This window comes from Dyadobacter sp. CY345 (genome assembly GCF_021502725.1).
In the GTDB taxonomy this organism is placed as follows: Bacteria; Bacteroidota; Bacteroidia; order Cytophagales; family Spirosomataceae; genus Dyadobacter.
In genome coordinates this window covers 2,192,056-2,211,058 of record NZ_JAKFFS010000001.1, presented here as the reverse complement: position 1 = coordinate 2,211,058, position 19,003 = coordinate 2,192,056, and the positions used below count along the sequence as shown (strand labels likewise).

19 protein-coding genes are annotated in these 19,003 nt (G+C 38.9%); 15 read left to right on the top strand and 4 right to left on the bottom strand.

All coding sequences use genetic code 11. The annotated features are described in order from the left end of the window. Positions 1-43: 43 nt before the first annotated feature. Complete coding sequence (locus L0657_RS09370) at positions 44-820, top strand: O-methyltransferase (protein WP_235150324.1); 777 nt, start codon at positions 44-46, stop codon at positions 818-820. Positions 821-828: 8 nt separating this feature from the next. Here the strand turns inward: L0657_RS09370 and L0657_RS09365 are convergent, their stop codons facing one another. Continuing rightward, positions 829-1,911 (bottom strand): putative zinc-binding metallopeptidase, encoded by a 1,083-nt coding sequence (locus tag L0657_RS09365; RefSeq protein WP_235150323.1) that lies wholly within the window; start codon positions 1,909-1,911, stop codon positions 829-831. Positions 1,912-2,002: 91 nt separating this feature from the next. Between L0657_RS09365 and L0657_RS09360 the strand changes: the two genes are divergently transcribed. The 7 genes from L0657_RS09360 to L0657_RS09330 all read left to right on the top strand — a co-directional run bounded on the left by L0657_RS09360 (position 2,003) and on the right by L0657_RS09330 (position 8,802). Then, the gene (locus L0657_RS09360) at positions 2,003-2,971 is read left to right on the top strand and encodes a DUF2157 domain-containing protein (RefSeq protein WP_235150322.1); all 969 of its coding nucleotides are present in this window, start codon (positions 2,003-2,005) and stop codon (positions 2,969-2,971) included. Then, positions 2,968-4,110 carry a hypothetical protein gene (locus L0657_RS09355; protein ID WP_235150321.1) on the top strand — a complete coding sequence of 381 codons (1,143 nt, stop codon included), beginning with the start codon at positions 2,968-2,970 and terminating at the stop codon, positions 4,108-4,110. The genes L0657_RS09360 and L0657_RS09355 overlap by 4 nt, the downstream gene beginning before the upstream one ends. Positions 4,111-4,179: 69 nt before the next feature. Beyond that, the gene (locus L0657_RS09350) at positions 4,180-5,172 is read left to right on the top strand and encodes a glycoside hydrolase family 43 protein (RefSeq protein ID WP_235150320.1); all 993 of its coding nucleotides are present in this window, start codon (positions 4,180-4,182) and stop codon (positions 5,170-5,172) included. A gap of 448 nt (positions 5,173-5,620) precedes the next feature. Continuing rightward, positions 5,621-6,409 carry an ABC transporter permease gene (locus tag L0657_RS09345; protein ID WP_235150319.1) on the top strand — a complete coding sequence of 263 codons (789 nt, stop codon included), beginning with the start codon at positions 5,621-5,623 and terminating at the stop codon, positions 6,407-6,409. Positions 6,410-6,415: 6 nt separating this feature from the next. Next, positions 6,416-7,180, top strand: coding sequence for an ABC transporter ATP-binding protein (locus tag L0657_RS09340; RefSeq protein ID WP_235150318.1), 765 nt, complete (start codon positions 6,416-6,418; stop codon positions 7,178-7,180). A gap of 2 nt (positions 7,181-7,182) precedes the next feature. Then, the gene (locus tag L0657_RS09335; RefSeq protein WP_235150317.1) at positions 7,183-8,208 is read left to right on the top strand and encodes an MlaD family protein; all 1,026 of its coding nucleotides are present in this window, start codon (positions 7,183-7,185) and stop codon (positions 8,206-8,208) included. A 219-nt stretch (positions 8,209-8,427) separates the two neighbouring features. After that, positions 8,428-8,802 carry an Hpt domain-containing protein gene (locus L0657_RS09330; protein ID WP_235150316.1) on the top strand — a complete coding sequence of 125 codons (375 nt, stop codon included), beginning with the start codon at positions 8,428-8,430 and terminating at the stop codon, positions 8,800-8,802. A 60-nt stretch (positions 8,803-8,862) separates the two neighbouring features. Here L0657_RS09330 and L0657_RS09325 read toward each other — a convergent pair whose 3' ends face one another. Both L0657_RS09325 and L0657_RS09320 read right to left on the bottom strand, forming a co-directional pair. Further along, positions 8,863-10,035, bottom strand: coding sequence for a glycosyltransferase family 2 protein (locus tag L0657_RS09325; RefSeq protein ID WP_235150315.1), 1,173 nt, complete (start codon positions 10,033-10,035; stop codon positions 8,863-8,865). Positions 10,036-10,038: 3 nt separating this feature from the next. Further along, a complete protein-coding gene (locus tag L0657_RS09320; RefSeq protein ID WP_235150314.1) occupies positions 10,039-10,956 on the bottom strand; it encodes a glycosyltransferase family 2 protein in 918 nt (305 codons plus the stop codon). Positions 10,957-11,144: 188 nt separating this feature from the next. Between L0657_RS09320 and L0657_RS09315 the strand changes: the two genes are divergently transcribed. From L0657_RS09315 to L0657_RS09295, 5 genes are read left to right on the top strand one after another with little or no spacing between them, the layout of a single operon-like run. Then, the gene (locus L0657_RS09315) at positions 11,145-11,687 is read left to right on the top strand and encodes a hypothetical protein (protein ID WP_235150313.1); all 543 of its coding nucleotides are present in this window, start codon (positions 11,145-11,147) and stop codon (positions 11,685-11,687) included. Continuing rightward, positions 11,684-12,841 (top strand): response regulator, encoded by a 1,158-nt coding sequence (locus L0657_RS09310; RefSeq protein WP_235150312.1) that lies wholly within the window; start codon positions 11,684-11,686, stop codon positions 12,839-12,841. Before L0657_RS09315 ends, L0657_RS09310 begins: the two co-directional genes overlap by 4 nt. A 6-nt stretch (positions 12,842-12,847) precedes the next feature. Continuing rightward, on the top strand, positions 12,848-13,186 hold the full coding sequence (locus L0657_RS09305; protein WP_235150311.1) for an STAS domain-containing protein: 339 nt from the start codon (positions 12,848-12,850) through the stop codon (positions 13,184-13,186). Positions 13,187-13,189: 3 nt separating this feature from the next. Continuing rightward, complete coding sequence (locus tag L0657_RS09300; RefSeq protein ID WP_235150310.1) at positions 13,190-13,759, top strand: anti-sigma regulatory factor; 570 nt, start codon at positions 13,190-13,192, stop codon at positions 13,757-13,759. Further along, entirely contained in the window at positions 13,756-14,904 is a 1,149-nt protein-coding gene (locus L0657_RS09295) for an acyltransferase (protein WP_235150309.1), read from the top strand. The genes L0657_RS09300 and L0657_RS09295 overlap by 4 nt, the downstream gene beginning before the upstream one ends. 6 nt (positions 14,905-14,910) lie before the next feature. On the opposite strand, the gene L0657_RS09290 is transcribed toward L0657_RS09295, so the two are convergent. Further along, on the bottom strand, positions 14,911-16,251 hold the full coding sequence (locus L0657_RS09290; RefSeq protein ID WP_235150308.1) for an oligosaccharide flippase family protein: 1,341 nt from the start codon (positions 16,249-16,251) through the stop codon (positions 14,911-14,913). Between the two features lie 176 nt (positions 16,252-16,427). Here L0657_RS09290 and L0657_RS09285 point away from each other — a divergent pair, with 176 nt between their 5' ends. Together L0657_RS09285 and L0657_RS09280 are read left to right on the top strand one after the other, a co-directional pair. After that, positions 16,428-18,086, top strand: a complete 1,659-nt coding sequence (locus L0657_RS09285; protein WP_235150307.1) for a glycosyltransferase family 39 protein — start codon at positions 16,428-16,430, stop codon at positions 18,084-18,086. 42 nt (positions 18,087-18,128) lie between these two features. Further along, positions 18,129-19,001 (top strand): glycosyltransferase family 2 protein, encoded by an 873-nt coding sequence (locus L0657_RS09280; protein ID WP_235150306.1) that lies wholly within the window; start codon positions 18,129-18,131, stop codon positions 18,999-19,001. Positions 19,002-19,003: the final 2 nt, after the last annotated feature.

The following is a 19,003-nucleotide window of genomic DNA, read 5'->3' as shown; positions in this document are numbered from 1 at the left end:
AACTGTGAAAGCCGAAAGAATTTAAAAATAAAAAATACCAAAATTGATTACTTCTTATTTTAAGTATCTCCTTCGCTCGGGGAATGAACACGCAATCCACTCACCCTTCTTGTTTGAACTCTACACGAAGGTAATTAAGGATAAAAGTGAAACGCACTCAGACTATAAAAATCTAAAATTGCTGCGTCAGGAATTGCTTGCTTCAAATGAAACGATAGAAATTCTTGACCTTGGTGCAGGATCCCGTATCAACAAATCGAATCTAAGAAAAATAAAGACAATTGCTAAAAACGCAGAAAAGCCCGAAAAATTCGGAAAACTTTTTCATCGGCTGATCCGTCACTTTCAACCCAAAAGTATTTTAGAATTGGGCACATCGCTTGGTTTGACGACATTATATATGTCAAAAGCCAAACCCGACTCCCATATTTTATCATTTGAAGGATGCCCTGAAACAGCAAAAATTGCCCGGAGAAATTTCGAAAAATCTGGTGCTAAAAATATTGAAGTCATGCTGGGAAATATTGATGAGACTTTGCCAGCAACATTAAGCAAACTAACAAACGGGTTGGATTATGCTTATTTTGACGCAAATCACCGTTATGAACCAACGGTAAGATATTTCGAAGAATGCCTCCCCCATGCGAAAAACGAATCGTTATTTATCTTCGATGATATTTACTGGTCGGAGGAAATGACACAGGCATGGGAATATATTAAAGCGCATCCTCAGGTTACACTTACCGTCGATTTATTCTGGATTGGACTGGTGTTTTTTCGTAAAGAACAGGTAAAGGAGAATTTCGTTCTAAGGTTTTAGATGCGTAATTAGTATTGCTGCTGCCGATTGCTGCCAGCTTCCTTTACGATCTGGTGTATAAACCGTAATTTTTCCTTGATCGTTTTACTGATTACAAAAGGATATAAATCGCGTAGTCCCATACTTCTGTTAAGGCTGTTCATGGCAAACGTTAGCGGGAGCCACATGTCAATAATGTTGTCAAAATCCGCAACTGAGTAGGGATCGACAAAAGATGTTTTCATGGCTCCGGTCGTTACTTTGGGCTGCACATTTAACCCAAATGAGTCGGCTGTTTCCAGAGTATCTACAATATGCATGTAATGTGCCCACGTCTCTGCCCAGTCTTCCCAAGGGTGTGCGCTGGCATATTTACTAATAAAATGCTTCTTCCAGATCTTTGAAGTATTATTGGAATAATACTGTTGTAAAGCATAACCATAATCAGCGCGTTCGTCTCCAAAAAGATTACGAAACTCAATAATTTTTGAACTTCGCCCGATGAGAATATCCCAATAATAATGCCCGATTTCGTGCCGAAAGTGTCCGAGAAGTGTACGGTAAACTTCATTCATTTGATTTCGGGACATTTCCCGATAAATATCATCCGCTTCGTCTATATTCATGGTAATCAAACCATTATCATGTCCGGTTAGGACGCGGTTTCCATCTGTAACATTCCGGTCCGAAAGAAAGTCAAACATAATGCCGCCGAATGAAGCAGCGCTCTTGCTCTTAACTTCCAATCCAAATCGAAGTAGCGAATGTATCAGCCTTCGTTTAGCTGTTTCAACACGATACCACTTGTCGTAATCATCCTTTTGTCCTAAATATGGAATTGTCCGGTTCAATTCACAAGCTTTACAAAAAACAGAATTACTGCCAACCGGCACAAGCCAGTTGCAGACATTGTAGCCATGATTTTGACAATATTTGTAGGCTTTCTGATTTTCAGAACCATTTATAAGCTTGTAATTTCTGTTACTTTCAGGTTTAAGCGCATAAAGATTGAGTTCCTGCGTTTCAAAACCCAGGGAAGAATGACAATACTGACAGTAAATGTTTTCGAAATAAACGGCGTGGCTGCAATTACTGCACTTAAATAACTTCATATGCGACTACTTATTTACGGGCAATATACAGATTCCAAGAATCAATTATCTTTATAAATTATATCCTGATTCTCCCCCACCTTGAAAGCCGATGAATACCAAATCAATACTTGAAAGTCTTATTTTAAAAGAAATTATTCCAAGACAACAAGCCGAAAAGATCCTGGAATTTGAAACGCAAAAACCGTTTTCCATTCACTGGGAACTTCGTTCAATTTTATATCTTGGCATATCGCTGCTAACCTCCGGTCTGGGAATTCTTGTCTATGAAAACATCGATACCATTGGACATCAGGCAATTATTACCGTCATTTCGGCACTGATTGCCACTTGTTTCTATTACGTCTATAAAACCAGGCAACCCTTTCAATGGTCAGAAATAAACCAAACCACCAAATATGGCGATTACTCCCTACTATTTGGCTGTACGCTTTTCCTTATTCTGGAAGGTTACCTGCAATTCCAATATAATTTTTTTGGTACGCGTTATGGTATAGCAATATTCATTCCAACTCTGCTATTCTTTTTACTTGCATACCGATTTGATCATCGAGGCGTCTTGTCAATGGCCATAACCGGACTCGCTTCCTGGTTGGGAATCACTATATCTCCTATGTCTATTTTGACAAAAAATGATTTCAGCTCTCCCGGACTTATCGCCACCGGAACCATTCTCGGTCTAGCCCTTTGCCTGATCGGTTGGCTATCTGAAACAAGAAATTTGAAAAAACATTTTGCTTTTACTTATCTTATTCTGGGCGGAAATCTGGCCGCTGTTACCGGGCTGACGGGGGTATTTAATCAAGAATTTAAAATCGTCTATTTGCTAATAGTTGCGATGTTATGTTTGTTTCTGGTATATTATGCAAGAAATTCTCAGTCGCTCATATTTCTCCTTATGGGCGTTATCTATGGATATTTTCTGATTAGTTATTCGCTCTTCGCATATCTCCCCGACACAATTTTAGCCGCATTTAGTATCTATTATTTTATGCTCAGCAGCGTCGGTGTGCTGTTTTTCCTGTTGAATGTCAAAAAAATCTTAGGACTTAAAAAATGAAAAAAGGTTATAACGAATCCTGGGTTCAAAATTTGTTCATTCAGAGTACTGCACGTTCCTGGTCGAAAAATAATTTATTGACCGACGGGCAGATCGATCAAGTTGAAGCCACTTATCCTGAGTCGTTTTACAGGCCGGGAATATTTGTTAAAATTGGATTATTTCTTTTTACAATATTTGGCGGCAGCTTTTTTGCAGGTTTTCTTTCGTTATTTTTTTTTGAAAGTGCGGGAAATAAAACTTTTGCCATTCTATGTCTGATCAGTGCTGTTTGCTACTATTTTGTCCTTGAATTTTTAATCAAGGAACGTAAACTGTTTCATTCAGGTATCGACAATGCCCTTCTTTATATGGCCAATCTAGCCGTAATTACCTTCCTCTTAGTATTATTTGAGGGTCTGGAATTTTGGCAATATTGTTTGTTTGTGCTGCTAGTCAATGGCATTACTTCATTACGTTATGCCGACCTTTTTACAGTATTCATTACAATAACATCCGTTTTTGTTCTCTTTGCCTCTTTTTTGATCAAATTTCCCATTGGTAAATCGCTGTTGCCATTTGCCATCATGATTTTGTCCGCAGCCGTTTATTTATTAAACAAAAAAATAGAGAGCCTTTATTATCAAGAGTGTCAGAAACTGATCAAAATAGTTGTCCTGATTACTTTCTACCTGGGAGGAAATTATTATATCGTCAGGCAAGGAAATGCGTTACTTGCAGATCTCGCAACCAACAATGCGCCAGAAATCCCGTTTGCGATAGTTTTCTACATATTCACTGCCGCGATACCGCTTTTCTACTGTTTAAAAGGACTTAAAAGTAAAGACCGTATTTTTCTGGTCGTTGGTCTTCTGGCTGTCGCATTTTCTTGTTTCACTTTTCGATACTACTTTGATATGCTTGCTATCGAAATTATTTTATGCATCGCCGGTTCCGTACTGATCCTGTTCAGTTTGTTGATTATACATTATTTGAAAACCCCACGATTCGGTATTTCCGATGATGTTTCTGAAAAAAGAAAGCTGGCTAATCTGGAGGCTTTACTGATCGCCAATCAATTTGGCCAGGCTCCGGAAGCAGATTCGGTTAAATTCGGCGGTGGAAACTTTGGTGGTGGTGGAGCCGGAAACGATTATTAAATGGTCTGTTAAATAGTATAGTATTTGAATTCCTTAACAGTGCGCTTATCTTGCATCAAAAAACTACATATGAAAAAACAATTCTTGTTAGTCATCCTTGTCATTATTTCAATTTCTTCATACGCCCAGAAAGCCAAAACGACTTCCGGCAATCCGGTATTTCCAGGCTGGTATGCCGATCCTGAGGGAATTATCTTCAATAGTCCGAAGGGAGGAAAGGAGTATTGGATCTACCCTACTTTTTCTGCGCCTTATAAAGACCAGGTTTTCTTTGACGCATTTTCTTCAAAAGACCTGGTAACCTGGAAGAAACACGATAGAGTTCTAGACACCTTGAACGTAAAATGGGCTAAAAAAGCAGTCTGGGCTCCTTCCATTATAGAGAAAGATAAAAAATACTACATGTTTTTCGGAGCTAACGATATTCAAAGCGACAACGAATCGGGTGGAATTGGCGTGGCTGTATCCGACAAACCAGAGGGCCCGTTCAAAGATTATCTGGGAAAACCGCTGATAGACAAATTCCACAATGGCGCTCAACCTATCGACCAGTTTGTTTTTAAGGATAAAGACGGACAATACTACCTTTACTACGGTGGTTGGAAACATTGTAACGTGGCCAAACTGAAAAACGATTTTACAGGATTTATTCCCTTTGAAGACGGAAAAATTTTTAAGGAAATAACGCCGGCAAGTTATGTTGAAGGACCGTTTATGTTTATCCGTAATGGAAAATATTATTTTATGTGGTCAGAAGGTGGTTGGACGGGACCCAACTACTCGGTGGCCTATGCAATCGCTGATTCTCCGTTTGGTCCGTTTGAAAGAATTGGGAAAATTCTTCAGCAGGATCCGAAAGTTGCAACCGGGGCAGGTCATCATTCCGTTATACAAATTCCCGGAAAAGACGAGTGGTATATTGTCTATCACCGCCGCCCACTCACTGAAACTGATGGGAATCACCGTGTAACCTGTGTAGATTTAATGACATTCGATGAAAAAGGCATGATCAATCCTGTAATCATCACGAACGAGGGTGTGAAACCGCTGCCTTTAAAATAATTGTCCGGCATAGGAATGAAAATTTATTCCTATGCCGAATTATTACTTTTTCCTTCTTTAAAATATTTGGCTGATCGACGCACAGATTCAAATCTCACAACGACATTCGATACTTATGCTAACAAAACATTCTGAATTTCAGGATTATCTGTCGTATGTTTTATTAAGGAATTTTAGAATATCCTCTCGCCGAAGACTTTCGTCATGATTCAAAAATTGAGTACATGGAGTAAAATTAACCACTCGGCGCATCATAGATCATTTCTTTTATTAATCTTATTTCACAATTATTGGATAAAATGAAGTGCATGGAATAATTTTTGCTATGACTCATACACTAAACGTTGAAGGTGCTTCGATATACCAGAATCGCACAATTTTGACAAAAAAATTACGGCCAAATCATTTAATACCATAATATAGGTTATCAACTTTTGCACAATTTTTGATGAGCACGAAGCCAAAAGAACATGTTTTTACAAAAAATTTAGATCACGCCTTTCTATCAGTATACAACGGCTATAAGTTTTTTATCCGCTTTTTCGTAGAAGCCTTTCGTGGGCGGATGGAATTTCAGGAATTGGTCAAGCAATGTTATGCAATTGGTTACAAATCCCTAATGCTTATAGGGATGACCGGTTTCATTACCGGAATGGTATTTACAAAACAATCCAGACCATCGTTGGCGGAGTTTGGGGCGACATCATGGCTCCCTTCGCTGGTTTCCATTGCGATTGTAAGAGCCTTGGCTGCATTGGTAACTGCATTGATTAGTGCCGGGAAAGTGGGTTCCAGTATTGGTGCAGAACTTGGTTCGATGCGCGTTACGGAGCAGATTGACGCTATGGAAGTTTCCGCAATCAATCCTTTCAAGTTTTTGGTTGTGACACGGGTACTGGCTTCAACCATTACAATTCCATTACTTATGTTCTATTGTACGCTGGTTGGTTTGCTTGGAGCATTCCTAAACGTTTACTTGAACGAAGGAACCAGCGGCGTAGCATTCCTTGAAAAAGCATTTGAGCAGATAACTTTCCTGGATCTTGGAACCTCAGTTGCCAAGGCAGTTGCATACGGTTTCACAATCGGAATGGTAGGTTGTTACCAGGGTTATAACGCCACCAAAGGAACCGAAGGTGTTGGAAAAGCAGCGAACACTTCGGTTGTTCTTTCTATGTTTTTAATTTTTATTGAAGAGGTTATTATAGTTCAGGTATCTAATTATTTCAGAGGTTAGAATTGTATGTCAGAAAATACAAATCAGGAAGATCCAATCATTTCAATCCGGGACGTGTATAAGTCGTTTGGCGACTTGCATGTTTTGAATGGAGTGGACCTGGATGTATTCAAAGGTGAAAATGTTGTCGTGCTTGGGCGGTCAGGAACCGGAAAATCGGTTTTGATTAAAATAATCGTCGGGTTACTTCTTCAGGATAAAGGAACTGTAAATGTACTTGGTCAGGAAGTTTCAGACCTTCAGGGCAAAACACTGAATGAGCTCCGTAGAAAAATTGGTTTTTCGTTTCAGAATAGTGCGTTGTATGATAGTATGACGGTGCGGGAAAATCTTGAATTTCCTTTGGTGAGAAATGTTGCAAATCTTTCCAAGGCTGAGGTGAAAGACCAGGTTGAATCAGTATTGGAATCTGTCGGGTTATCGCAGACAATCAACCAGGTTCCATCGCAGCTTTCCGGTGGACAGCGTAAACGCATTGGTATTGCCCGTACGCTGATCTTGCAGCCTGAAATCATGTTATATGATGAACCGACGGCCGGACTCGATCCGATCACATGTATCGAAATCAATGAATTAATCAATGAGGTGAAGGAAAAATATCACACCTCTGCAATTATTATTACCCACGATCTAACCTGTGCACGACAAACCGGCGACAGACTTGCGATGTTACTGGATGGCAAGTTTGCGATGACGGGCACTTTTGAAGAAGTCTTTGCTTCAAATGAAGAAAGAGTTAAAAGTTTTTACGATTATAATTTTATTCAATAGTAATGGAAACAAGCAATAGAAAACGCTCCGTTGTAGTAGGCCTTTTCGTGATAGTCGGACTGGTCATTTTACTCGCCGGAATTCTTACGATCGGGAGTATGAAAAAAGTATTTTCATCCAATATAACGGTCAAAACGATTTTTGAAGATGTTAATGGTTTGAAAGCCGGCAACAATATCTGGTATTCGGGTGTAAAAATCGGGACTGTAAAGTCGCTTCGATTTCTCCCAAACTCACAAGTTGAGGTGATGATGAATATCGAAGAAAAATCCCAGGAATTTATCAGAAAAAATGCATTGGCGAAAGTCAGTACAGATGGACTAATTGGTAATAAAATTATTGTAATCTACGGAGGAACTCAGAAAGTGCCGTCCATAGAAGATGGTGATCAATTGGCTGTTGCAAAGGTTGAAAGCACTGAAGAAATGTTGAGCGTGTTGTCTGAAAACAACAAAAATCTTTTATCCATTACTGATGCTTTTAAGAAAATCAGTAAGAATGTTCTTGAAGGAAGAGGAACGGTTGGTATGCTTTTAAATGACGACAAATTATATCGGGACGTGGACGCTACGATGGCGGGATTGAAGAAAGCATCTATGAATGCGCAGAATCTTACGGCGGCATTGTCTTCCTACGGAGCCAAATTGAATCAAAAAGGTGGTTTGGCAAATGACCTGGCGACTGATACTATTATCATGCGTGACGTTAGAGCAACCATGGTTCGTTTGAACGAAACGGTTGCTTCGGCCAACACAATGGTAAATAATTTAAAAACAGCAAGTGCTGATATAAATTCTAATACGAAAAGCCCGATGGGTGTTTTGCTTCATGATGAAGGCACCGCGTCAAATTTGAAAAACACGATTCAAAATCTTGAAACAAGCACAGCAAAATTAGATGAAAACATGCTTGCTCTTCGTCAGAACTTTTTATTTAGAAGATATTTCAAGAAAAAAGACAAGAATGAAGAAAAAGCTAAGGAAGAATTAAAAAAAGAGGAAGAAAAAGAAACTGAGGTGAAACCTTAAAAACTGGCGGGGAAACTAATTGTGGATCAGGGCAGTCCTAATTTCAAGCGGCGATTTTAGGTAGTATTACGAGAGATTTAGAGAAGTACTTATAACTTTACATTATAATGTATTCTATATTGTTATTTCTGTTGTAGAAAAAAGTTAAGATATTCGTTACAATTGTTCAAAAGTTTTGAAATCATTTTAACACCCATATAATTCCAAAGAAATATCTGAATGGCTCTATCTCTTAACCCCGCACTCGACGTTAATTACCTAAGTCAAATTTATGGTGATGACGCGTCTATAATACAAATAATATTTGAAGCATTCCTTTCGGACTCTTTACCTAGGTGGAAAAGTTTAAAATCACTTATTGAAGAGGAAAACATCGCAGAAGCTGCCAGTGTAGTTCACGGGATAAAGCCATCCTTTACAATGGCAGGGCTAACGGGTATCCGACTGAAAGTGGAAGCTCTGGAACGTGATATTCATAATGAAGTTGAAACAAAGGAAATTGTTGCCCATTATCTTCGGATCAACGAGGATGTTGAGCGTATTATTCCAATCCTGGAGGAGGAAGCTGAAAAGCTAGGGCACCTCGCTTCCTGATAACTTATAACATTAGCTAGGCCTCTGAAATTCTCAAGGGAGTTCAGAGGCTTTTAGTTTTTAAGCGGTTTTTCTTTTGGCTTTCTCCCAGGCTGCGCTTTGGCTGCCTTTATAATATCTATTAATTCCTGCTATCACGGCGTAGTTCATTACACAAAAATAGTAAGGAACGAATAAGGCTTTCACTTTTATTTTACGCTTCTCCAAAACCCAACCTGCCAACGCTCCCCCATAGAAAAGCACTTGTCCAGCCATGATGAGGAAGTATATAATTGATGGATCCTGAAAACAAATGATAAAATTTAAAATAAAGACCAGAATCATTAAAAATGGTGTGACGGTCCATCGAAGAACACGGTGGCTGATATACTGAAACCATAACAAAGGAAAACTGAATGGCAGAAACAACTTTTTCAGCCTAAGAATTGACTGAATTCCACCAGCCGCAATCCTTACTTTCCGCTTTAATTCCTCTTTTATATTATCCGAAGACAGCTCCGACGCATAAGCTTCCGGTTCGTAAATGATACGGTATCCCTTCTGCGCGATCAGCATGGAAATCATGAAATCGTCCAGAATCGTATCCGCCTCAACCTGCTCATAAAGCGAGCGCCTGACACTAAATAATTCTCCTGCAGCTCCTACGACAGAATACAGCTCAGAATCCCATTTCTTCAAAGTTGATTCGTATTTCCAATAAAACCCCTCTCCCGCAGTTGCATCTGAGACATCGTCCTGCAAAACTCGTTTCTCACCCGACACTGCTCCTACTTTCGGGTCTGCATAATGTCTTGCAATTAACAACAGCGCATCTTTGTTCAAGAAAGTATTGGCGTCCGTAAATACTACAACCTCCGTATCAACTTCGTACATTGCACGATGAATCGCATGAATTTTCCCATTTCGTTCCGGGGAGTGCATGAGTTTTATATCAGCAAACCCACCAATTAAATCAGGCGTTCTATCTGAAGATCCGTCTGTAATAAACAATAGATTCAGCTTGTCTTTTGGATAATTAAGGCTCAGCGTGTTAGCAATTTTTTCCAAAATCAGGTCCTCCTCATTGTAAGCTGCCACAATCAGAGTCAGCGTGGGAAAATCCTGATCTAAACTTGGAATAAGCCGCCTACCTTTAAAAAATCTCCTAAGCTTAACAAGAAAAAAAAGTAGAATTCCGTAACCGAGAAAGGTGTAAAAAATAATAAATAAACTAAGCCAAAAGAGGATTTTCATATTTTAAAATTTGACGGGGTAGCCTAGATTTTTACTATCGACAGAATTCGAGAAGTGCCAGAGAATCGCCTTTAAGAAAAAAGGAATAAAGTTGAACTCCTTATTTTTTATATAACCGAATAGATTTCTCGGTATCACCATCAAAAAAAAGTATACACAGAAAATAGCAAAAGTGGTAGTTGGCGTATTTTTCCGAATGAACAGAATCCTGTTTCTAGTCATAAAAAATTCTTTCAGCGTCGATCGCTTGCCAACAGAAACTGATTCCTTATGATAAATCAAAGCCTGTAAATTGACATGAATTTCATAACCAGCCCTTCGAATACGTTCGCACCAATCCAGCTCTTCGTAGTATAGGAAATAATTTTCTGCCATGAAACCCGCTTTCTCCACCGCAGCTTTGGAAAGCATCATTGCAGCGCCGTGCGCATATCCAGTTGCGCCAGTTAGGGAATCAAATTGTCCTCGATCTTCTTCAAACTGCCCTATGCAGGCATTTCTGGCCGTGAAATAATTCATTTTTGTATATCCTGCATATTGGAGCATTCCGGGCTGATCGAAATAGTGAATTTTTGGCGAGACAACACCAATTTTCGGATTTTCTTCCAGCGTTCCCACTAGCTTTCCGATAAGATCCGCGGTTACTTCTGTATCATTATTAATCAGAAAATAGTAATCTCCTGCTGCGACTTTCAAGCCGATATTATTTCCGCCTGCAAACCCGGTGTTCAGCTCTGATCGAATAAATGTGACGTCTTCGTATCTTTTTTGCCAATCAGGAACCCAGTTATCTTTACTCCCATTATCAACAACTATAATTTCCAGATTAGGATAGGTATTTACCTCCGTCAGCGATCTGAGTAAATCTTCTGTAACCTTTGGTTGATTAAAATTAACAGTAACAATAGAAACTCTTTTCATCAGGTCGAACTGTATCGAATTATTATCTATAAAATTGAAGAATTAATTTCAATGATTTGTAGAAGTATTTCAAAATTAACAATAAAAACATAGCTTTAAACAAAATTTGTCTCGCGGCTGTGTTTTTTGACCAAAAAGCATCCTGGGCACCCTTCAAACTAATGAAAGTGTAATCAATTGTAAAAAAAGTGAAAATAACTCGCTTACCAGACATCAATAATATTCCGACTTCAAAGTCGCCGGCAAATGGCGACGGAAATATTGCTTTGGAACAAAAAGTGAGTGAATTAATTGCAGTAATTGACAAAACAAGCGTCGACAGTATGAGTTCCAAACGCTATCAGCAGCAAATTGCAGATGCGTTTCAGAGGTCATTGTTCACGCCAAAACAGCTCGAACCTTTCGCCACACTTGACCAGGACAATAATTTGTCGCGGGAAGAATTATTGGAAGGATTGGAAAAACTGTTGTCAGAAACAAAAATTGATAGTGAAATAAGTAAGAATTACATCAAGAAAAATGCAGTACAAAAAGGTGTCATGTTTATTCTGGCCCTATTATTAATTGTAGTAGGTTTTGCAATGATCATAATGCCGGCACCGCCAAGTTTTGAGCTTTTCACTGTATTTTATTTTAATGCAAATGACGGCGTAACGATCATGGATCTGGTTTCGTTGTTAATTATTTTCGGCGGAGTTCTATTGTTTGTTCTAAATTTCAATAAGAAATGATCGCCTTCCCCGAAACTCCTACAAAAGTAAGAACGATTCTGATTGTAGAAGATAATCTACTTTTCAGAAAAGTTATAGAATCAGCTTTGAAACGAGCGGGTTACACATGTCTGCTCTCTGATTCTGCAATCGAAGCGCTGAAATTGCTGGAAAAGGAAATGCCAGATCTGATCTTGTCAGATTATGATATGCCTGAAATCAACGGCTTCGATTTTAGACAGACCGTTTTACTTAACCCGAATATTCGTGATATCCCGTTCGTGTTTCTGACCTCGTTTACGGACGACTCGATGATGCTCGAAGGACTGAATATGAATGCGTTAGATTATATCAATAAGGAAACGCCGATTCCCGTCATCATTTCTAAGCTGAATAATATCATCAAGTCGCTTGAAAATGAACACATACGTTCCATCCGCGAATTACGCATAGCAGCTGAGACCTTAAACGTAAAGTCAGTCCCGGAACGAAGCCCGGAATTGCAAAGTTTTAAAGTGCACTTTTGGCATAGAGGATACCTTGGATATCCGGGTGGCGATTTTATTGATTTCATCAAAGTCGACGAACGCTACTGCTTCGCACTTCTGGGTGATATTATGGGAAAGAAATGGAAAGCATGGTTTTTCACATTCGGGTTTCTAAGTTATATCCGTGCTGCAATCAGGTTTTGCGTGCTTGATAATGATCTCGCATTAAACACCATTGTTCAAAAAATAAACAAGTTGGTTTGCCTGGACGAAAGCCTGCAAAATATTTTATCGAGCCTTTCGCTGCTCCTTCTGGACAGTCAAACGGGCCAAGTATCTTATACCGGGGCTGGAGATTTACCTCTGATAAGTTTCAATGCGGAGAACGGTAACGCAGCCACCGTTCTCTCGGGCGGCCTTTTATTAGGACTTTTGGAAGATGGATTTTATGATGAACAATTTATTCAAATGAAGTCCGGCGATCAACTGGCGATATTTACAGATGGCATGATAGATATCCCATCAAACAATTCCAAAAAGAGTGATTATCCTTTTTTCGTAGAAAAAATAAAACCATACCTAGGTAAGTTAAAAAGTTTTGACTTGATCAGGACGCATGTTTTAGATCAGATCAATGATAGTAACCAAATGGACGACGCAAGTATAATTTTTATCGAAAAACAATAACCCATCATGATACTTCAGGTTAATCAAATCGACAAAGTCGTTCAGGCGACAATTTTAACAGACGAAGCAAGTCTTTCAAATGCTGATCAATTTAAGGAAGAAATGATAACGCTTGTTGCCAACGGCGCAAGTCTGGTTATTGTCAGTTTTGAAAACGTAAACTATATAGACAGCTCATTTCTGGGAAGTTTAGTCGTTGCGCTGAAATATGCAATGCCCAGAAAAACAGACATTTACCTTGTATCATTAAAGCCCGACGTCAAAAATCTGCTTACGTTGATTCGAATGGATAAAGTGTTTAAAATTTACAAGGATTTTAATCAGGCAATGGAAATGTTAAATTAATGCATGAAAAATAACGGGTATAGTAAGTCTTTTGTGTTCTCAAACAAGGCGGAAGACGTTGCTTCGGTGGTAAGAAATTGTGTTGAATTTATTGAAGAGCCGAAGGATTTGGTACCTGTGTCGTCAGAAATTTTGGCGCGGATAAAATGGGCATTAACCGAGTTACTGATTAATGGTACTAAACATGCCGGCACAGACGAGAGCTTTCTGCTAATAACCTTAATTCAAAGTTCTTTGACGATTGAAAAGGAAGACCGTGGAAACCCATTAAAGCTGCTGGTTAACAGTGGCGAAAAACTGCTGGTCTGGCCATTAGAAGATTTTGAGTCACATCAGCAATTTGAAGTATACCAAAACGGAATGGATTCTTTGCAGGTAATGGTCCGATCTGAACTGAGCGCTGAATTTGTCGTAAAAGAAGTGGAAGATGTTGAAATGCCCCAACTTTTGATTACGACCAGTGAACATTTTGGACTGATGATCATCGCGAAGGCTGCCGAAGAATTTCGATATCTATATGATCCAAATACCAAAAAAAATATTTTCAGCGTGACATTTAAATATTATGAATGAACACTTTACTTAATCAAAAACACAGATTTGAAGTATTAGACATGTTTCGGGGTATTTTCGCATCCATGGTTTTCCTTTTTCACCTGGGCCCCTTTGCCGAGACACCCATAATAAACAATAGTTTTATCGAAAACTCGGACATGTTTGTTGATTTTTTCTTTGTATTGAGCGGATTTGTGATCGCTTACAGTTATAAAAGCATGGAGAACTGGCAGCAATTCAGACTATTTTTGACTAAAAGAATTTATCGGATTTACCCGCTTCATTTTATAATGCTGATCGCATTTGCGGGAATGGAAGTTGCCAAAAATCTGCTTAACCCTTACATTAAGGTAAATAATCTTGAAAATCCCGCCAACAATATCATTACGTTTTTCACTTCACTTTTTCTGATAAACTCCACCCCGATCCCTGGTGTCAAAGACGTTAGCTGGAACATACCAAGTTGGTCGATCAGTGCAGAAATGATATCCTATGTGGTATTTGCAAGTTTACTCTTAATCCTTTATTTATCCAATCAGTCTTTACGGCGCAATCTCTATTTCGGTATTGTTATCATCATTTCAATTGCCGGTTTATGGTTCGTTTCGGATAGTTTCCAAATCAATTATAGTTTCAATTATGGCTTTCTGCGCGGCATACTAGGATTTTTCACTGGCGTAGTTTGCTTCAGTGTTTTCGACAAAACAAATCAAAACGTTCGGGTGTTATCAGTAGGCTTTTTTACGATCGCCGAGATCATATCGCTGGTCATTATTATTTTTTGCATCACGAATGGTGATCTTCTGAAGCCTTGGGGAATTATCTTTGAAATCTTATTTTTTGCTTGTGTTTATATTTTTTCCTTCCAAAAAGGTTTGATATCAGAACAATTAAAAAACATCGGAATATTGAAAAAACTCGGTCAGTATTCCTATTCCATCTATATGTCACACGCACTGCTGATCAGCCTGTTTAACGTACTATTTATCAGAATTCTTAAATTCCCGCCAACTGCTTATTCGTATCTTTTCATTTTAAATTTCCTGATCATTTATCTGGTATCCTCCTGGACCTACAAAAATATAGAAATGAGGTTTCAATATAAGAAGCAAAAAAATAATTCAGGGTTGCCTGAAACTGCTACTTTGAATCTTGAGAAATAAACTTAATTATTTGGCTGATAACTTTAGCCAATATGTTTTTATTAAAATTAGTGCTTCATCATATCCAGTTTTAAAGACGCTCCAGACATTAAATGGCTGCCAACGGTTCAGTCCCCAGTACCCAATACTCACACCGATTAAAGTTGGAACAATGCCGGCTATCGCAACGCCATAGATATTTCCGGTTAGGTAAATCCCTGCAAAAGTAGCTGAGACACTACCCAGGAGCATTAATAAAACCTTTATAAAATTGATTTTGGGTTGATGAATAACGTCAAGCGTTAATGCAAAAAATCTGTCGAGCGGATATAGCAATGCAAATGTCATAAACAGCCGCATGATATTAGCTGCCTCAGAATTTACATATTTGCTCCCACCAATAATATGGATCGCAACGTCTGCCAAAACAACTGCACCCAGACAAGCAGGCAGCAATGCCACTGTAATCAGACCGGTGTATCGTTTCATGGTATCAATCACCCTTTCCCTGTCTCCGGCATTGTATGCAGCAGCAAGTTCAGGCATCCCTGTCGCAGCAAAACTTCTTAGAGGAATTTCTATTATCTCCATCAAGCGTTGTCCCAAATTAAACACGGCGAGCGCAGACGGTCCTAGCATAAAGTTAACAATCATGGTGTTGGACGTACCGAATAAATTTGAACTCAATGTAGTCCCGACACTGTACTTACCGAAATGAAAAATCTCACTAATACATGCCCAAGTTCTGTTTTTGAAACATGAAATCCTGGCCCAGCCCATTACAATGGTCAATAAACTTGTTAAAAATGCGCCACCCAGATAAGCATAAATAATATTTTGAAGCGTAGCAGTTTTTGTAAATGCCATAATGATTACAAAGACGATAAAAATGCCCTGACTTGAGAAGCGGATATACAAAAGATTATCAAAACGCTGCTCAGCCTGAACAACACACGAGGCAATAAAATAGGGCAATGAAGCCACATAAATGATCCCGAACCACTCAACAAATAAAACAATTGATGGGTTTTTTAAATAAGAAATCAAAAAATAGGCAGGAATATTGATCAGTACCAAAATGGCCGTAATCGCTCCTCCAATGAACCAGGCAGAGCCGACAACTTCCTTCGCTCTCTCAGGATTAGCACCTGCATAAAACTTGATAAAAGCAGTAGTCAGAAAACCAGACCGGAAAGTATCAACTAATAAGAGTATCGAAAGAAAAAATACCCACATTCCGATACTGGCAACCGGCAGCGCACGGTAGAGAATAATCATATTTAACATGCCCAAAACCGACATGATACCGTTACCAGCAAGAGAAAGGAAATGCTTGTTTTGTAACTTCTGTAATAATTGTGTAGTCATTTATCTGTTGAGTAGGTTTTGGCCAGTGCATTGCAGAAGTAATGCAAATACGTGAATTTTTTTAATATTAATTGTCGAGAGTACGAATAATTTCTACAAAAAAAATCGCTAATTTGCCACTGAACTCATAAAGATACTTTACAATTCATTGATCAATAAAAATTCCTGCCCGACGCATGACAAAAACGTTTACCAGCTCTAAAAATATTTTCAAAAATCATCGTTTTCCTATATTACTAATTCTGTTCGCCGGGTTTTTTTTTCGGGTTTTTCACTACCTGAACAACAGATCTCTTTGGGAGGATGAGGTTTTCCTGGCATCCAGTCTGATCCGGATGAACTTTACAGAACTGGCGACGTTACCGCTCGACTATCAGCAGCGCGCGCCTATTGGTTTTCTTTGGCTGGCACATTTGGGTGTTTTCTTTTTTGACAAAAAGGAGTTATCTCTCAGACTTTTTCCGTTTGTCGCAGGCATTGCTGCGCTTTTTACTTTTGTGCCGGTAGCGCGTTATTTTTTACGCTCGAATCAAAGCATTTTCGCTGCTATTTTTGTCGTAGCACTTGCTCCGCCCATCATCTACCATGCCGTAGAAGTGAAACAATATGGTACGGAATTCTTCGCTTCGGTTTTGTCTTTATACCTCTATACTCATTTTGTTCAAAAAGATAATATTAAAGATCTTTTGATCTGGGGAATTTTGGGAGCCATTATTTTATGGTTTTCCTTTTCATCTTTATTTGTTTTATTCGGAATGGCTGGTTCGGTTTGCCTTACCTGCCTGATAAAAAAAGAGTGGAAACAGCTTTTCTTATACATGATCCCCTTTTCAGTATGGCTTATAAGTTTTCTAATTCAGTATGCTTTTTTTATAAGTAAATTTCCCGAAGAGGAATGGCTTATCCAATTCTGGCGCAACAGGGATGCTTTTATGCCAATTCCGCCACACTCTGTTAAAGATTTACTTTGGCCATTTAAACAGATATATTCACTGGTCCGGTATCCCATGGGCCTGACGTGGTTTGACCTAGACTACAAAAACGACTACAGCGACAAATTGCGAATTCTGGCGAGGATGCCTGCGCTACCGATTTTGACCGGGCTTCTCGGGCTTTGGACGCTTTTAAAAAAAGAACGCAAACACCTGCTCTTGTTTGCTCTTCCCGTAATTCTGGCGTTGATTGCCTCAGCTTTGGAATTCTATCCGTTACGCGAAAGGTTAACAGTTTTTCTTTCACCGATATTTATTTTGGTTATAGGCAAGGGTGTTGAAAATATTTATACCTGGCCTGTATCAGCATGGGCGAAGAAAATTTTCCTTTGCGCTTTGCTGGCAGCACCCTTACTGAATTCTACTTTACAAATGATCGATCCTGAATTATTCGGGGACTATAAAAAATCCAGCCAGCGGGAAGCTATGCAATATTTGCAGAAAAATTATCAGGCTGGTGATGTGGTGTATGTATATTGGAACAATCAGCCTTCATTCAGGTATTATCAGCAAGCATATGGCTTTAATTTCAAGACGGTTTTTGGAAGTGATGTAAGGTATGTTTCACATAATTTCGATAGTTACTTTAAAAATCTATCCTCTGATTTCAAAAAATTGAACGGGAGTAGAAGATTGTGGTATGCATACAAACCATACAACGGGATTAAAATAGGTGACATAGAAAAAGAACCTAAATGGTACTATTACAAGGTTGATGCGGTCAAAAAAATGCTGGAAAAAATTTCTTCATTTGGTGTTTTAAAAGATTCATATCCCTCCCGGGAAACTGGTACCGATGTGAAATTATACTTATTTGAACTCGATCCTGAAAGACGTTTATGAAAGCCGAACTTATAGTCTCAACGTTATGAAATTTATCAAAATATGAACTTCTTGGGTTTACCGAAATGGATTCATCCGCACCTTTTTAAAAATAAACAATTTCAGGATTTATCCTCTGGTGAAATTGATATTCTTAAAACAGCTATTAACAATTTCAAGCATGAGCATCCGGACATTTCTGTCGTGATACCGGCATGGAATGAGGAAAATAATATTTACAGAACATTGTCCTCTTTGTCTGCAAGCAAGACTAAATATAAGGTGGAGATTGTTGTTGTGAACAATAATTCTTCCGACGGGACGCAAAAAGTCCTCGATACGCTTGGCGTTAGAAATTATTTGCAACCTATACAAGGAACTCCTTTTGCAAGACAAATGGGTTTGGATTCGGCTCGGGGAAAATATCACTTATGCGCTGATTCTGATACCTTTTATCCGCCAGACTGGATTGATCTTATGGTCGCCCCCATGGTAAAAGATGCCAATATCACGGGCGTTTATGGAAATTATTCATTCATTCCTCCGGAAAATCAAGGCCGGTTCGGGCTCTGGCTCTACGAGAAATTTGCCGGAGTAATGATTCAGATCCGAAAAAAAAACCGCGAATATCTAAACGTTTATGGATTCAATATGGGCTTTGTGACTGAAATCGGCCGGAATACAGGCGGCTTCAAAGTTAGTGGCACCAGAGTCTATGCAAATATCGTTGGCAGCGACTATGAAAATGAAGCCGAAGACGGACGTATGGCAATGAACCTGAAAAAAGCGGGCAATCTGAAAATGGTAACCGATTCCAGAGCAACTGTTTTCACTTCTCCCCGCAGACTTCTGGATGATGGAAGTATTTTCAATGCCTTTTTGAACCGTGCTAAAAGGCAGTTAAAAGGTATGCGAGATTATCTATCCTTGTTTTAAAA

What these genes read in the sequence shown, in the direction of transcription:
- L0657_RS09365 (WP_235150323.1), bottom strand. Translation starts at nt 1,911, where the DNA reads ATGAAGTTATTTAAGTGCAGTAATTGCAGCCACGCCGTTTATTTCGAA.
- L0657_RS09360 (WP_235150322.1), top strand. Translation starts at nt 2,003, where the DNA reads ATGAATACCAAATCAATACTTGAAAGTCTTATTTTAAAAGAAATTATT.
- L0657_RS09355 (WP_235150321.1), top strand. Translation starts at nt 2,968, where the DNA reads ATGAAAAAAGGTTATAACGAATCCTGGGTTCAAAATTTGTTCATTCAG.
- L0657_RS09350 (WP_235150320.1), top strand. Translation starts at nt 4,180, where the DNA reads ATGAAAAAACAATTCTTGTTAGTCATCCTTGTCATTATTTCAATTTCT.
- L0657_RS09345 (WP_235150319.1), top strand. Translation starts at nt 5,621, where the DNA reads ATGAGCACGAAGCCAAAAGAACATGTTTTTACAAAAAATTTAGATCAC.
- L0657_RS09340 (WP_235150318.1), top strand. Translation starts at nt 6,416, where the DNA reads ATGTCAGAAAATACAAATCAGGAAGATCCAATCATTTCAATCCGGGAC.
- L0657_RS09335 (WP_235150317.1), top strand. Translation starts at nt 7,183, where the DNA reads ATGGAAACAAGCAATAGAAAACGCTCCGTTGTAGTAGGCCTTTTCGTG.
- L0657_RS09330 (WP_235150316.1), top strand. Translation starts at nt 8,428, where the DNA reads ATGGCTCTATCTCTTAACCCCGCACTCGACGTTAATTACCTAAGTCAA.
- L0657_RS09325 (WP_235150315.1), bottom strand. Translation starts at nt 10,035, where the DNA reads ATGAAAATCCTCTTTTGGCTTAGTTTATTTATTATTTTTTACACCTTT.
- L0657_RS09320 (WP_235150314.1), bottom strand. Translation starts at nt 10,956, where the DNA reads ATGAAAAGAGTTTCTATTGTTACTGTTAATTTTAATCAACCAAAGGTT.
- L0657_RS09310 (WP_235150312.1), top strand. Translation starts at nt 11,684, where the DNA reads ATGATCGCCTTCCCCGAAACTCCTACAAAAGTAAGAACGATTCTGATT.
- L0657_RS09305 (WP_235150311.1), top strand. Translation starts at nt 12,848, where the DNA reads ATGATACTTCAGGTTAATCAAATCGACAAAGTCGTTCAGGCGACAATT.
- L0657_RS09300 (WP_235150310.1), top strand. Translation starts at nt 13,190, where the DNA reads ATGAAAAATAACGGGTATAGTAAGTCTTTTGTGTTCTCAAACAAGGCG.
- L0657_RS09295 (WP_235150309.1), top strand. Translation starts at nt 13,756, where the DNA reads ATGAACACTTTACTTAATCAAAAACACAGATTTGAAGTATTAGACATG.
- L0657_RS09290 (WP_235150308.1), bottom strand. Translation starts at nt 16,251, where the DNA reads ATGACTACACAATTATTACAGAAGTTACAAAACAAGCATTTCCTTTCT.
- L0657_RS09285 (WP_235150307.1), top strand. Translation starts at nt 16,428, where the DNA reads ATGACAAAAACGTTTACCAGCTCTAAAAATATTTTCAAAAATCATCGT.
- L0657_RS09280 (WP_235150306.1), top strand. Translation starts at nt 18,129, where the DNA reads ATGAACTTCTTGGGTTTACCGAAATGGATTCATCCGCACCTTTTTAAA.